The organism is Bacillus sp. MMSF_3328 (assembly GCF_030733525.1).
GTDB lineage: Bacteria > Bacillota > Bacilli > Bacillales > Cytobacillaceae > Bacillus_AB > Bacillus_AB infantis.
This window is the reverse complement of record NZ_JASHIV010000002.1, coordinates 426297-440094: the sequence shown is the minus strand read 5'-3', so window position 1 is coordinate 440094 and position 13798 is coordinate 426297. Positions and strand designations below refer to the sequence as shown.

Annotated in this window: 15 protein-coding genes and 1 pseudogene; 10 read left to right on the top strand and 6 right to left on the bottom strand. The window is 45.4% G+C overall.

Annotated elements, in window-relative coordinates; translation table 11 throughout:
• Positions 1 to 18: 18 nt before the first annotated feature.
• On the bottom strand, positions 19 to 1152 hold the full coding sequence (locus RBB45_RS05945) for an ATP-binding protein (RefSeq protein ID WP_306009252.1): 1134 nt from the start codon (positions 1150 to 1152) through the stop codon (positions 19 to 21).
• A 415-nt stretch (positions 1153 to 1567) separates the two neighbouring features.
• On the opposite strand from RBB45_RS05945, the gene RBB45_RS05940 reads away from it, so the two are divergent.
• From RBB45_RS05940 to RBB45_RS05910, 7 genes are all read left to right on the top strand, one after another.
• A complete protein-coding gene (locus RBB45_RS05940) occupies positions 1568 to 2494 on the top strand; it encodes an ABC transporter ATP-binding protein (protein ID WP_371931553.1) in 927 nt (308 codons plus the stop codon).
• On the top strand, positions 2487 to 3440 hold the full coding sequence (locus RBB45_RS05935) for an ABC transporter permease (protein ID WP_009793216.1): 954 nt from the start codon (positions 2487 to 2489) through the stop codon (positions 3438 to 3440). The genes RBB45_RS05940 and RBB45_RS05935 overlap by 8 nt, the downstream gene beginning before the upstream one ends.
• A 505-nt stretch (positions 3441 to 3945) precedes the next feature.
• Entirely contained in the window at positions 3946 to 4398 is a 453-nt protein-coding gene (locus RBB45_RS05930; protein ID WP_224950716.1) for an HIT family protein, read from the top strand.
• Entirely contained in the window at positions 4391 to 5200 is an 810-nt protein-coding gene (locus tag RBB45_RS05925) for a PP2C family serine/threonine-protein phosphatase (RefSeq protein ID WP_306009250.1), read from the top strand. Before RBB45_RS05930 ends, RBB45_RS05925 begins: the two co-directional genes overlap by 8 nt.
• Before the next feature lie 40 nt (positions 5201 to 5240).
• On the top strand, positions 5241 to 5648 hold the full coding sequence (locus tag RBB45_RS05920; RefSeq protein ID WP_148949268.1) for a hypothetical protein: 408 nt from the start codon (positions 5241 to 5243) through the stop codon (positions 5646 to 5648).
• Between the two features lie 148 nt (positions 5649 to 5796).
• The gene (locus RBB45_RS05915) at positions 5797 to 7977 is read left to right on the top strand and encodes a malate synthase G (RefSeq protein ID WP_306009249.1); all 2181 of its coding nucleotides are present in this window, start codon (positions 5797 to 5799) and stop codon (positions 7975 to 7977) included.
• A gap of 226 nt (positions 7978 to 8203) precedes the next feature.
• Positions 8204 to 8812, top strand: a complete 609-nt coding sequence (locus RBB45_RS05910; protein WP_306009248.1) for a hypothetical protein — start codon at positions 8204 to 8206, stop codon at positions 8810 to 8812.
• 42 nt (positions 8813 to 8854) lie between these two features.
• Here RBB45_RS05910 and RBB45_RS05905 read toward each other — a convergent pair whose 3' ends face one another.
• A complete protein-coding gene (locus RBB45_RS05905) occupies positions 8855 to 9229 on the bottom strand; it encodes a GIY-YIG nuclease family protein (protein ID WP_306009247.1) in 375 nt (124 codons plus the stop codon).
• A gap of 187 nt (positions 9230 to 9416) precedes the next feature.
• Between RBB45_RS05905 and RBB45_RS05900 the strand changes: the two genes are divergently transcribed.
• Both RBB45_RS05900 and RBB45_RS05895 read left to right on the top strand, forming a co-directional pair.
• Positions 9417 to 9950 carry an RNA polymerase sigma factor gene (locus RBB45_RS05900; protein WP_009793223.1) on the top strand — a complete coding sequence of 178 codons (534 nt, stop codon included), beginning with the start codon at positions 9417 to 9419 and terminating at the stop codon, positions 9948 to 9950.
• On the top strand, positions 9934 to 10845 hold the full coding sequence (locus RBB45_RS05895; protein WP_306009246.1) for a hypothetical protein: 912 nt from the start codon (positions 9934 to 9936) through the stop codon (positions 10843 to 10845). The genes RBB45_RS05900 and RBB45_RS05895 overlap by 17 nt, the downstream gene beginning before the upstream one ends.
• A gap of 409 nt (positions 10846 to 11254) precedes the next feature.
• Here the strand turns inward: RBB45_RS05895 and RBB45_RS05890 are convergent, their stop codons facing one another.
• Both RBB45_RS05890 and RBB45_RS05885 read right to left on the bottom strand, forming a co-directional pair.
• Positions 11255 to 11746, bottom strand: coding sequence for a GNAT family N-acetyltransferase (locus RBB45_RS05890; protein ID WP_009793226.1), 492 nt, complete (start codon positions 11744 to 11746; stop codon positions 11255 to 11257).
• Positions 11747 to 11902: 156 nt separating this feature from the next.
• A pseudogene (locus RBB45_RS05885) lies at positions 11903 to 12076 on the bottom strand (YozQ family protein); the annotation flags it as partial.
• Between the two features lie 111 nt (positions 12077 to 12187).
• Here RBB45_RS05885 and RBB45_RS05880 point away from each other — a divergent pair.
• The gene (locus tag RBB45_RS05880; RefSeq protein WP_022544018.1) at positions 12188 to 12328 is read left to right on the top strand and encodes a hypothetical protein; all 141 of its coding nucleotides are present in this window, start codon (positions 12188 to 12190) and stop codon (positions 12326 to 12328) included.
• A gap of 345 nt (positions 12329 to 12673) precedes the next feature.
• Here RBB45_RS05880 and RBB45_RS05875 read toward each other — a convergent pair whose 3' ends face one another.
• Together RBB45_RS05875 and RBB45_RS05870 are read right to left on the bottom strand one after the other, a co-directional pair.
• On the bottom strand, positions 12674 to 12784 hold the full coding sequence (locus RBB45_RS05875) for a biofilm-forming protein (RefSeq protein ID WP_101548278.1): 111 nt from the start codon (positions 12782 to 12784) through the stop codon (positions 12674 to 12676).
• 57 nt (positions 12785 to 12841) lie between these two features.
• Complete coding sequence (locus tag RBB45_RS05870; RefSeq protein WP_306009245.1) at positions 12842 to 13726, bottom strand: PIG-L deacetylase family protein; 885 nt, start codon at positions 13724 to 13726, stop codon at positions 12842 to 12844.
• Positions 13727 to 13798 lie beyond the last annotated feature (72 nt).

The following is a 13798-nucleotide window of genomic DNA, read 5'->3' as shown; positions in this document are numbered from 1 at the left end:
GAAGAATCTGCTTCTCCTCTAAAATCTTTCATTTTTGGCAGAAGGGCTGAAAACAGGGAAAGAAAAGTAAAAGGTGGTGCCTGCCCCGACTTTGCTCTCGACTTTGATTGTTCCCTTCATAGCTTTGACGATGCTGAATACAACCATCATCCCCAAGCCGGTCCCTTTTGAGCCTTTCGTAGAATAATAAGGCTCGCCGAGCTTCTGCAGCTGTTCAGGAGTCATACCGACGCCGGTATCCTTGACCGATATTGAAATCTGGCTTTTCGTATAATTGGTCTCGACAAGGAGGTCGCCGCCTTTAGGCATCGCTTCAATGGCATTTTTCAGGACATTGAGAATCGACTGGTGGAATTTCTGCCGGTCTCCTTCAATGGAACCAAGGATGGCAAAATTGGCTGTAATTCTGACAGAATTCTGATTAGCGAGTGGTGTCAGAATGTTGATTACCTGCGTGATTTCTTTTTTTACGTTAATTTCCTCTATATAGTCGAGGGAAGGTTTTGTGAAAGTTAAATAATCTTTTATAACCCTTTCTGCTGATTCAAGCTCGCCTTTAACGATATGCAGATACTCCCTTCTTTTTTCAAGGGGCTGAGGGTGCTCGATCAATAGCTGTACAAAGCCTGCCGCAGCTGTCAAAGGGTTGCGGATTTCATGTGAAATCGCGGCACCCATCTGCTCAACAGCTTCCAGCTTTTCAGTTTTTATCAGTTTCTTCTTGAGCTCAAGATCCTTTCTGACATATTCAATGATATAGGATATCATTGCGACCCCGACAGTCGGAACCGCCAGATGAGCGGCCCAGGCATCAAGCCTGCTTTCAGGTGAAGACCATATCTCCATAGCGATGACTGTCACTACACTTAAAATAACAGTCAAGAGGACCGAAAAGGCAATCCTTTTTGGCGGAGGCTGTATTTTGAATCTAGGATAAATGCGCCAAAGTAAAAATCCGAGCGGCACATACAAAAGAACATTGAGCCAGAAACCGGTACCAAGTCCAAAGAACGAGCGGAAGACAATGGCAATCACGCTGAGCCAAAGGCCAAGGCCGGCATACAAGCCGCCGATCAGGACCGGGATGAGCCTCAGGTCAAACTGGAAGTCGGACGAGGATTTAAAAGAAAACTGCAGGCTCATCCAAAGCATCAGTGATAGCCATATAAGGGACGACACGCGGGAAAAAGAGATTCTTTGCCTTCTCTCTGACCAAACCAATGAGAAAAAAAGAAGAATGATAATCAACGCCAAATTGAAAAACAAGTGCCTGGTTATTTCCATTTATTTCACCGCATTTTTGTATGTATATTAAAAATATTATAATTTTTTGTCAAAAGAAACAATACAATTAGCTTAATTTGACGAATATATTAACAGTTTCCCTAAAATAGTCATATAAAGACTAGGGCAGCTTTTAAGCCAGCAAGCATTTAATGCCTGTCTGGGAAAGACAGTTTGCTTAGTCTATCAAACAATCCAAATGGTGAAAAAGAGAGGAAATATTAAAAACTGCTAAAAAAATGAACCTTTTTCCAGCCTCTTCCGTATTATGGTTAGAACGAGAATGATAGGAGGCACAGTTTTGGATCCCATTTTGAAGCTGGACAATGTAAAAAAAGTGATCAAAGGAAAAGAAATCATCAAAGGACTCAGTTTTTCTGTAAACGAAGGAGAGGTATTCGGCTTTCTCGGCCCCAATGGCGCCGGTAAAACGACGACGATCAGGATGATTGTCGGCCTGATCGGGATTACAGAGGGTGACGTGGTTGTCTGCGGGAAAAGCATCCGCAAGGACTTTGCCGGTGCCGTTAGCCACATTGGTGCAATTGTGGAGAACCCGGAAATGTACAAGTTTCTGACCGGCTACCAGAACCTTATGCAATATGCACGGATGCAAAAAGATATCTCTAAAAAGAAGATTGACGAAGTAGTTGGGCTGGTCGGTCTGCAGGATAGGATCCATGACAAGGTGCGCACCTATTCGCTCGGTATGCGGCAGCGGCTCGGACTGGCGCAATGCCTGCTTCATGATCCGAAACTCCTGATCCTGGATGAGCCGACGAACGGCCTGGATCCTGCCGGGATAAGGGAAATCAGGGACCATCTGAAAATGCTCACCAGGGAAAAAGGCATGAGTGTTATCGTATCGAGCCACTTGCTATCAGAAATGGAAATGATGTGCGACCGGATTGCCATCATCCAGGATGGCCGGCTGGCAGAAGTGCAGCAGGTAAATGATTTTGTGCAGACCGGGTCGGTTTACGCTTTTGAAACAGGCGATCTCAGCCAGGCATTGTCTCTTTTAGAAGACAAATTCGGCATTGTCCGCACAGCAGATGGTTTTACAGCGGGCTGCACAAGAGACGAAGTGCCTGTTATCGTCGAAAGCCTTGTTGAACGCGGAATAGCGGTCTACGGGGTGAGAGCGGCTTCGCAAACATTGGAAGACAGATTCCTTGAAGTGACGGGTGGGGGTGTCAAGCATGGGTAGTTTAATCAAGAATGAATGGATAAAAATTTTCCGCAGAACAGGTACGCTTGTTATGGTCGGGCTTGTTATACTCTTTACAATGGTCTATGCCGGATTTGAGAAATATGACCAAGTAAAGAATGGCGGAGAGGAGCCGCAGGCTGACTGGAAACAGACTATGGAACAAAGCATCCAGACTGACAAAACTGAGATGGAAGAAAATTTCAACGCCAATCTGGATATGTTCTATAAACGGCAAATTGCCATCAAGGAATACCAGATTGAGAATGATATCCCTCCCCAAACCGGATATTCGGTATGGTCTTTCGTAGAGAAAGCCCAGGCATTGATATCCTTTGCAGGCCTCTTTACCATCATCGTAGCTGCAGGCATCGTCGCCTCTGAATTTTCATGGGGAACAATCAAGCTCCTGCTGATCCGTCCAATCAGCAGATCGAAAATCCTCCTGTCCAAATACATAACCGTCTTTTTGTTCGGGCTTTTCATGCTGGCTTTGATATACGGGCTGGCCACATTGCTCGGTGTGATTCTGTTCGGTCTTCCATCTGAACAAATTCCTCATCTTGCCTATTCGGGTGGAGAAGTGGTTGAAAGGGGCATAGCGGGACATCTCGCAGTTTCCTATCTGCTCGCAAGTATTGATGTGCTGCTTGTCGCAACGATGGCATTCATGATATCAGCGGTTTTTCGCAACAGTTCACTTGCCATCGGCCTTTCCCTGTTTCTGCTTTTCACAGGAGGGACGGCAACATTTATTCTGGCAGGTCTTTTCGATTGGGCAAAATATATTCTTTTTGCCAACACGGATCTGACTGTTTATTTCGACGGAGTACCACCTGTGGAAGGAATGACGCTCACCTTTTCGGTCATCGTCCTGCTTGTGTATTTCACCATTTTCCATGCGCTTGCCTTCTGGCTGTTCAATAAAAGGGATGTATCAGCATAAAAGAGGAAGCCGGACATTTTCTGTCCGGCTTATTTAGTTAGCAGAAGAATGAGTTAAGATCTTAATGGTCAAAGCGTGAGGGTGCTAGTCAGGGGAACTAAGACCGTCTAAATTGAAAAAAGGGAATCAGAGGGTGTTAGTCAGGGGAACTAGGACCGTCTAAATTGGAAAAAGGGAATCAGAGGGTGTTAGTCAGGGGAACTAAGACCGTCTAAATTGAAAAAAGAGAATCAGAGGGTGTTAGTCGGGGGAACTAGGACCGTCTAAATTGGAAAAAGAGAATCAGAGGGTGTTAGTCCAAGAAACTAGAGCCCTCTAAACTGAAAAAGAGTCATAGACGGTGCTTCTGAAAAGAACTTCTGCCCACTAAGCCCCAAAAAAAGGGGATGATGCCAGCTCGAACGCCTGAATCCACTCCTTCAATCAAAAAAGCTATAATATCAGAAAATATAGACAACAACCAGCGGAAGTTATAATATACCAATTATCAAAGGAGGGAAATCGTATGGGTGATTGCTTTATTTGCAATAAGCACCAGGGGAAAATCAACACTTCAGGAAGTGTAATCTATGAGGATGAGTTTGTTTATGTTGGACATATTGACGGAGGCGGAAAGCCCGTTTATCTTGGACATTTGATGATTGACTTGAAAAGGCATGCACCGACACTGGCGGATTTAACGATGGGGGAAGCTTCGGCTTTTGGGAAATCTATGGCGAGGATTAGCCGGGCCTTAAAGGAAAGCGAGGGAGCAGAGCATATTTATTCTCTTGTATCAGGTAACGCCGTTCCTCATCTGCATATGCATTTGGTGCCGCGCTACCCGGGCACACCGGAAAAACACTGGGGGCCAATGAGTGTGTATGACTGGGAGCATGCTCCGATGGGAGATGAAGAGGAGGTCAGTGAAATCTGCCGCAGGATCAAGTCTTACCTCGAGGAGCAAAAACATGATTGATATTTGCTGGACCGGGAAGGAAGCCCCTTACCTGGATGATCCAGATGTCAGGCAGGAAGCCCACATCACGATAGGGCGGTTTGGCGGAAATACAGAGGCCGGCCAGTATAAAAATGAGGATGGCTGCCTTGTCTGGGCTGATGGAAATCGGGAATGGGAGTTTGCCATAATACTGGATGCCCATGAATCAGCAGAAAGTGCAGAGCTGGTCCTGCAGCATATTCAGTCAAAAAAGGCAGACATATTAGAAATACTGATGCTTCCAGCTGATGCTGCGATACCTGGTGTGGAAAAGTTTATATTGGCCCTTCTGGCTTCTGAAGCGTTCAGGTTGGAATGCAGCAAGGTACAAGGAGAAACGGCCTGCCTGTTTGCTTTTCGGAAAGGTCAGTATCTTTGGTGGCTGTCTATCGGTGATTGTGTGCTATTCCTCTTTCACCCCGAACTGGCGGCTATGGGGCAGCATCAGCTGAACCAGCGGCAATTTTTTGAATGGACAGGAAGGGCCAATGCTTTTGATTTGTCTGTTCCCTGTTATACAACAGGAAGGAGGGAGCTCAGAGCAGGCATAAATACCATCTTCCTTACGACCGATGGCCTCCTTGAATGCCCTGGATTGCCGTATGAAAACCCGGAAAAGATCATGTCGGCATTGAAGTATGCTTCAGATGGGCAGGGTGTGAAAGAAATGCTAGATGTAATTAAGGCACATCAAGTCCGGGACAGTACTACGATCATCTCCTGGGAGGCGAGTTCTTCCAGCAGGCCATTAATGCCGGGAAACCTTTCAAGCAAGGGATAAAATTCCGCAGGATGGGCAACATACAGGCGGAGGGCTGCCGATGGCCAAGTTAAAGCATATACAGCAGGATACCAATATTGAAAGCTACTATATAACCTTATGTGATGTTTATTTTTATCATCTCCCCGGAGAATCGGAAAAGGAAGAGCAGCGGCTGGAGGCTGCTGTTGAAACTTTATCGAGCTTGATTTATCATGCCATCAGCATAGACGGGACAACAATCAGGGAAATGGACAACAGCCGGTATGAGAAGGAGTACAAGCGGTTCTATACAGATATTATGAGGGCGATCAGAGAATGTTCGCAGAACGAAGTGGACTTTGGCGAATTTCTCGAAATATTGGACGAAATTATCAGCGCCGCCATTCTTCTTGCTAATGCATTCGAAAAAATTGATAAGGTAAAAGAAGAAGCCGCACAAGAAAATGAAGAAGAGGAAGAAGAATGACCGGTTCCGGATAGGGCCGGTCTTATTTCTGTTCATTAAAGTTTTAATTTTAAAAAAATAATTGTAAAGACTTCTTTTTTTATGCTATTCTGTACTATAACAGATTAGAGAAACAGCGTTGTGTAATATAAATCAAAGGAGGATAAGGATGGCAAACTATCGGAAAATCGGAAACTTGCAGGTGGATGAGGCTCTGCATCAATTTTTACAGAAGGAGGCGCTTCCCGGGACCGGCCTGGAAGAAAAAGCATTCTGGAATGGTTTTGAACAGCTGATTGAAGTGCTTACACCAGAGAACAAAAGACTGCTGGCCAAAAGGGAGGAGCTGCAAAGGGAGCTTGACCGCTACCATTCTGAAAAACGCGATGACTTCAGCTTTGAGGCGTATAAACAGTTCCTGCTCGATCTCGGTTACCTGCTCCCGGAGCCGGGAGAATTCAAGATCCGCACGGAAAATGTGGATGACGAGATTGCTCTGCAGGCAGGTCCGCAGCTGGTTGTGCCGGTCAATAACAGCAGATACAGCATCAATGCGGCCAATGCACGCTGGGGGAGCTTGTATGACGCCTTATATGGGACAGATGCGATCAGTGAAGAAGGCGGAGCAGAAAGGTCAATCGAGTATAATCGTGTGCGCGGAAATAAAGTAATTGAATTCGCAAAGGGATTTCTTGATCAGGCTGCCGCTCTTGACGGTGCCTCCCATAAGGAAGCTGTCAGGTATTCAGCGAAGGAAGGCAGTTTGGTCATTACTTTGAAGGATGGGTCATCCTCAAAATTAAAAGATCAGGAAGCTTTTGCCGGTTACAGGGGAGATAAGGATCATCCCGAGGCTGTATTGCTGAAGCATCATGGACTTCATTTTGAGATCCAGATTGACCGTGCATCTGATATTGGAAAAAGTGATCCGGCAGGCATAAAAGATATTCTTTTGGAAGCAGCTGTTACAGTGATCATGGATTGCGAGGACTCAGTTGCGGCTGTTGATGCGGAGGACAAGGTGCTCGTATACAGGAATTGGCTAGGGTTGATGAAAGGGGAGCTCAGCGCAGATTTCTCAAAGGGCGGTAAGATCATATCTAGGAAACTGAACGGTGTCAGGCACTATCGGGATCCTGAAGGCAATCTTTTTTCCCTGCCAGGCAGATCGCTTCTGTTTGTCCGCAATGTCGGCCATCTGATGACCAATCCGGCAGTTCTGGATAAGGAAGGAAATGAAGTGCACGAAGGAATCCTTGATGCTGTCTTTACGAGTCTGGCAGGGATGCATTCTCTTTTAAACACAGAGGAACCGGCTAACTCCAGGAAAGGGTCTATTTATATCGTTAAGCCTAAAATGCATGGGCCGGAGGAAGTTGCGTATGCAGGGGAGCTTTTTGATAAAACAGAGGATTTGCTCGGGCTTGATAGGAATACCTTGAAGATCGGCCTGATGGATGAAGAGCGCAGAACCTCACTGAATTTAAAGAGTTGTATAAAAGAAGTCAAAGACCGCATCGTGTTCATCAATACAGGCTTCCTTGACCGGACAGGGGACGAAATCCATTCAAGCATGGAAGCGGGCCCGATGGTGCGTAAAGGAGAAATGAAAAAGTCCAATTGGCTGCAGGCATACGAAACATCCAATGTTTCAACAGGACTGTCAGCCGGTTTTTCAGGCAAGGCTCAAATAGGCAAAGGCATGTGGGCTATGCCTGACAAAATGAAAGAGATGCTCGAGCAGAAGGGTGCCCAGCTCAAGACCGGGGCTAATACTGCCTGGGTGCCGTCACCGTCAGCGGCCGTCCTTCATGCATTGCATTACCATCAGATTAATGTAAAAGGTATCCAGGAAAAAGAGTGTCAAAACCCGTCCCTGTATAGAGATGAAATGCTGTCAATACCGGTGGAAACCTGCGGATCCTGGTCATCTGAAGAAATCCAGGTGGAAATCGAAAATAATGCCCAGGGTATTCTTGGATATGTGGTCCGCTGGGTGGAACAGGGCATTGGCTGCTCAAAAGTGCCGGATATTCATGATGTCGGCCTGATGGAGGACCGTGCCACTTTGAGGATATCAAGCCAGCATGTGGCCAACTGGATCCACCATAAAATTGTTTCTAGAGAGCAGGTCATGAATGCACTAAAGAAAATGGCGAAGATAGTTGATGCACAAAATGAGAATGAGCCGGGCTATAAGAGGATGTCTGATGATTTCAGCACTTCAGTGGCATTTCAGGCGGCCTGTGAGCTGATCTTTGAGGGGAGAAATCAGCCTAATGGCTATACAGAGCCTATTTTGCATAAAAGGAGACTGGAGGCAAAGTCGAAAATGGCTGTCCGGCAGTAAGGTAGAACGGATTTAAAAACCAATATAGTAAGTCAGCAGGCAGCGCCGCCGTTTTCATCCGGCTCGTCAGTGTGACATGGAGTGATTCCTTGTGCATCCGCACTCAGCTGCTGATTGCTTCTGCGGGATGGTCTTGGCAAGCGCTTGAAGAAAATTGACCGTTTCGGATTCTCTCAGGTAAAATTTAGCTATTCTTACAGAAATTGAGGGGATCTTATTGAAGCATATGAAACTGGTATTAGTATTGACTGGCCTGATCATGATGAGCGCTGCCTGTTCCGGAGCAGCGGAAAGCGAGCCAGCTTCAGATAAAATGACAGCAGCTCCTGTAAAAAATGCAATAGAGGAAGTGGATGCTGCAGGGGAGGAAAAGGATGCTGAAGAGGCGGCAGAGAAGGAAAGCTTTATCGCCAACGGAAAGGAATGGCAGCTCGGATTTACCGATTCTCAAAACGGGCTGCTCAAAGAATATGTCCTTGCGGGAGAAACGGTCGACAACTGGTCTGAGCTGATCACAGTCCAGCGCTTCAGCAATCCGAATGGGGCTCGTGTACAGGATTATGCTGCTCAATTTAAAGCTGCTCTTGAGAAGTCTGTAGCCGGAAATCTCCGTTTTCAGATCTTAACGGAAGATGCTAAGAATCTGTTTTACGAATTCGAGGTGACAGACGATGCAGTCCATCCTGACCAGTATGAAACAGGCAGGATTGAAAGCGAGGGAGGGGAAATTTGGTTCGTGCACTATGCCATTAAGGTCCCTGAAATAGATAAGAGTGAAAAAGACGCCTGGCTGAATATTATGTCAACAGATGATCTGAAGAACTGGGGAAAATAAGAAAAAAACGAAGCAGCGATGCTTCGTTTTTTCGTTCATAGGTTATTTATAAAAAACCTTATCTGTATTATATTTGGCCTGGAGAGTATTGATGATATAGGTCTCATAAATTTCTCTGTCCATTGGGTCTTCTACATAAATCAAGGCAATTTTGTATACATCATGGCGGACATCCTTGATCGGTGAAACAGTGTCTTCAAAATGCTTCTTTACACGCTGCCTCAGTTTACGGGCTTTTCCTACAAACATCAGGTCCTCATTTGAATCAAGGAACAGGATCAATCCTCCTTTATCACGGGGGATTCGGTGGTAATCCGTAAAGCCGTAAAGATTGCTCAGTACGGAGGAGGTCTGTTCATCGGCATGCTTGTTTTTAGTCAGAGTCAAATCCGGATTTGGAATTTCAATTTTTATCATCTTCAGTCACTTCCTTTTCTTTAACTTGTAAATGGTATCATACCGGAAGCCTGATATCCACTATATCCTGATTATTTTACCCTTATATCAAGGATAAAAAAGGTTTTTCAATTTTTCTCTTCTTAAAGTGTCACAGTTTTGTCTTAAAGGCGACTAAGTATATAGAATATGAAAAGCAGGTGAGTGTGTGGGGAATCACAAGGAAAGGCTGATCCTTGAATGGTATGAGCAATACGGCACAGAACTGTTCCGGTTTGTTTGGATTATGCTCGGAACAAAAGAGGGATGTGATGATATTGTACACGATACTTTTCTGAAAGCCTGGTCGGCCATAGATAGATTCGAGGAGAAATCGTCTGTGAAAACCTGGCTGTTTGCCATCGCCAAGCATAAGGTGCTCGATGAAATCCGCCGGCAGAAAAGGAGGAGGATTTTTCTCAGGAGATTAGCGGAAAGCTATATTCCATCTGGTTTGGATGTACAGAAGATTGTGGAGCTGAAGGAGGAAGCAAAAGAACTGATGAAACAGATCCAGGAGCTGAAGCCCAACTACAGGATTGTCATTATTTTAAGCAAGGTAGAGGAATGTACTTCGAAGGAAATCGCTGAAATCCTGGGCTGGTCGGAAGCGAAGGTACGCAAAACTCTTTCGCGCGCCATACAAATGCTGAAGAAGGAAAAGTGGATGAAAGGAGGCGATGGAATTGAAAGGTCAATATGATGACCACGAGTGGAATGCTCTTCGTGAGCTTGTGCCTGGCAAAGATGAAAGCGAGCAATTGAAAAGGAGAATCATGCATTCTGCAAGGAAGGGCAGTCACATAGGGCCAAATTTTTTCAGGGCAGGCTCAATTGCGGCGGCATGCCTGCTTTTCATTATTTGCGGAGCTCTGCTTTTGCTTTCCCTGCAGGAGTCAAAACTGCCAAAAGATGCTTCTTTTATTATGCTGGGTGGCCACCCCTATACTTGGGACCTGCCGGGGATTAAAGTGAAAACATCGCAAGGTGAACTTGAGTTTTTAAGGGGAGCGGAGGGGACGGAAACCAAGGCGGGCTTTGGCAAAAACATATCAGACCAGGACATGGACAGCATCGTATCTTCCCGCCCAATGTACGTCAGGCAAGAACTGGAGCATTTCCCTTATAAAACTATAATGTACATTGAGCATGTCAAGATGATGGATACGGCTCTCCGCTATCATTTTTTCATCCAGCCCGATGGCGAAGACTGGGTTTACTTCTCCTTTGATTATCCTAAATTTGAGTATGCAGAAATATTTCAGGCTATTGCCAGCTTGCGGTTCAAAGACGTCGAACCTCACATTCATCCGGAGCCCCTTTATGTCACCCATGGATATGGAGAGATATTGTATCCGGTTGGCCTGACGCCGGTCACTGTCAGCTCCGGGTATGAAGAATACCGGTGGGAGGAGGCTTCGAGCCGCAACCTTTCGGATTATTTAAAAGCTTTAGAGAACAGCCCGGCAGGATGGGAGAAACAGGAATCAGTCGGCAGTTCCGCTAATTATATATCCCAATCCGGACTTGTGGAAGTAGCCATCCGCCTGGAAGGCAATATACTCACATACACGATTCACTATAACAAACAGGAATAATTGCAGGCTGTTCAGTCGCAGCATTTTTTATCAATTATAATGAAAGCCCCGGCATGACTGGTGTGGGGGCTTTTTGTAGGTGGTCTATAACTGGTATAGGTGCCTGTCACCTAAAAAATGACATATTTTGTTGTTTTCATTTTTGTAAAAAGGGTAAAGAGTAGTAAATAATTCAAATTGTAAGAGGGCGATTATGAACAGCATAGAATACTACATTTTTTTAGAGGAAATCCAACGGATGAAAAAAGAATATAACAGATGTAAAGACAAAGCCTTAAAGTCAGAAATTGTTAAGGATATCGAGCTATTGCAGACTGCGATCAACTGCGTAAGATAAAATGAAATCGTCTAAACCATGAGTTAGGCGATTTTTTGTTTTTTTATAAAGCCGGCATTCTGCCGGCCTTTGTCATTTATTGAAGAAATACTGATAAAAAAGGACATCCTGCCATTCCCCGAATTTAAAGCCGACTTCCTTAAATATGCCGATATAGTGAAATCCGAGCCTTTCGTGGAGCCTGACGCTTGCCTCATTTCCGGCAGTGAGGCCGCTGATGATGGTATGGTAGTCCAGGCTGGCTGCGCGGGAGAGCATATCCTCTACCAGACCCTTCCCGATCCCTTTCCCTCTGAAGCGGGATGATATGTATACAGAAAGCTCTGCTGTTTTCTCATAGGCCTGTTTATCGCGGAATGGTCCAATGGAGCAGTAGCCTGCAATTTGGCCATCTTCCTCTGCAACCGTCAGGGGATATCTGCCGCCGTATTTTTCGAACCAGGCCGTCCGATGTTCCAGGCTTTGTTCTTCGAGGTCAAAAGTTGCTGTCAGTGTGCGGATTGCTTCATTATAAATATCAAGAATGTCCGGCAAATCTTCTTTTACTGCTTCACGGATTATCATTTCATTATCCCTCCTGGTACTTATTTTAAAAGAGCAGAAGAAGGAGGGGAAGTTAATTGTCTTATTTCCTGACGACGAAAGGTCTCGGAGTTATCAGCTTTAGAAAGCCGGTATTACGGAATAAAGCTGCTTGCGCAAGGCAAGCAGCTTCATTGCCTATTCCTTCAGCTGATCCACAGTTCCCTCATTATAATCATCCCCGACTTGTTCATGGGTTTCAGCGAGACCCTGCTCCAGCTGGGAGTTCCCTTCATAATCGGATGCATTGAAGTATCTGGCGGCAATCTGTGTTGTATCAGGTTGGTTTTTCTTATTATTTTTCAATCGTTCCGCCTCCTTTCATCCATAGTATAAGTAAATTCAAGACAGATTATTTGGCTAGCGGGAATGTACATAATTGGAATCAGGAAAGGGGAAATTACAGTGGAGGAGGTGAGCCTCATGGCTAAAAATCAAAAGGGTGAAGACCGTACAAACGATCTTGGAAGATTTGCCGGAATATCCAAGGAATATGACTTTGAAACAGGAGCGCTTGATACAGCGGTACCACAAAGTCAAAGGAAGAGTGATCAGAAGAAATAGCACTATACAGGGTATTTCTTTAAGATAGAAAGCGGACTGGGAACTTTTTCAGAAATAGCGCTTCGAGCAGAGCTGGCTGGGACCGCTATTTTGGTGTTTTGCTGAAATAGTGGTTCCAGCGGTGCTGGCTAGGACCGCTATTTGGGATCTCTTAGGTGAAATAGTGGTTGCAGCGAGGCTGGCTAGGACCGCTATTTTTGATCTTGGGTGAAATAGTGGTTCCAGCGGTGCTGGCTAGGACCGCTATTTGCTGAAATAGTGGTTCCAGCAGAGCCTGCTGCAACCACTATTACGAATCATAGCTGAGCTTTATTTCCTGCCATTCTATTGAACCTATAACTTAAATCATTTCCGCCCCTGTTTCTTTTTGGCGTCGTTCTTCTGGAAAGCAGACTCCGTTTCATGGTCTTTTTGGATTTGTTCAATGCTTGAATTTTGGATGCCCTTTTTTGCCACTGCTATCACCGCCTCTCCATATTGATCCTTATATAGGTTGGCATTTCACTATGATTTTCATTCCCGATCAGCTGATTCAGCCAGGTGAAAATACTCCCGGTCAAAAATGCGGTAATAGATGGATGCAGGAATTTTATCATAATACGGCTGCACACTTGAAATCACTTCTTTTTGGGTCCGGTGGGCGAGGAGGACTTTTTTTCGTGAAGCAGCTTCAGTTGCCATCGGGAAAGCGATATCGGGCTCTGGAAGACCCTTGCTGGTATCCTTGGGATACTTCTCCTTGAAAGTTGGAGAGAGCTTAAGGGCCACTTCAATCATCGGCTTCGGCAGAGTAACCATATAATGCCTTTTAACAGAAGAATTCCCCTTGGAAAGCTCTTCCTTTGCCACTTCCCGCACCAGCTGGCCTGTAACCACATGGTCTGGATGGCCGTATAAGCCAATTTCATCATCATAAGAAATCAATACTGTCGGCTTAATCTCTGTAATCAAGTCTCTGATAACCTGTTTAATCTCCTCACCATTCACTTCTTCTAAGCCTCCATCTGGAAAGTCAAAAATCTCCAGACGGTCCACGCCAATAATTTCAGCAGATTTCTTCACTTCCTTTGTGCGTTCAGCCCCAAGCTTATCCCTTGGGACAACCCCTCCGTCAGGACCTGCTTCGCCCCTGGTGAATACCGCGAGTGCAGTAAATGCATCCTTCTGTTTCCCCAGCTTAGAAAAGGTTCCGCTGACCATAATTTCATCGTCAGGGTGTGCAAACAGAGCAAGCACTCTTTTCGGCTCATTCTCCGGGAAAAGCTCCTGTGACACAGTCACTTCGCCGTCATTGACATAATAGTTGGCATAAATGACGGCAGAAACAGAGCCGAGCAGTAGAAAGATGAAGAGGATACCCAACAAAACCACCAGCCTTTTTAGTGTTTTTATTTTCATATCAGACGTTCACTCCTTAAAGGTTGTGCTAGTCCAGTATATGAGTCGGGGATCAAAGAGATGTAAACAATA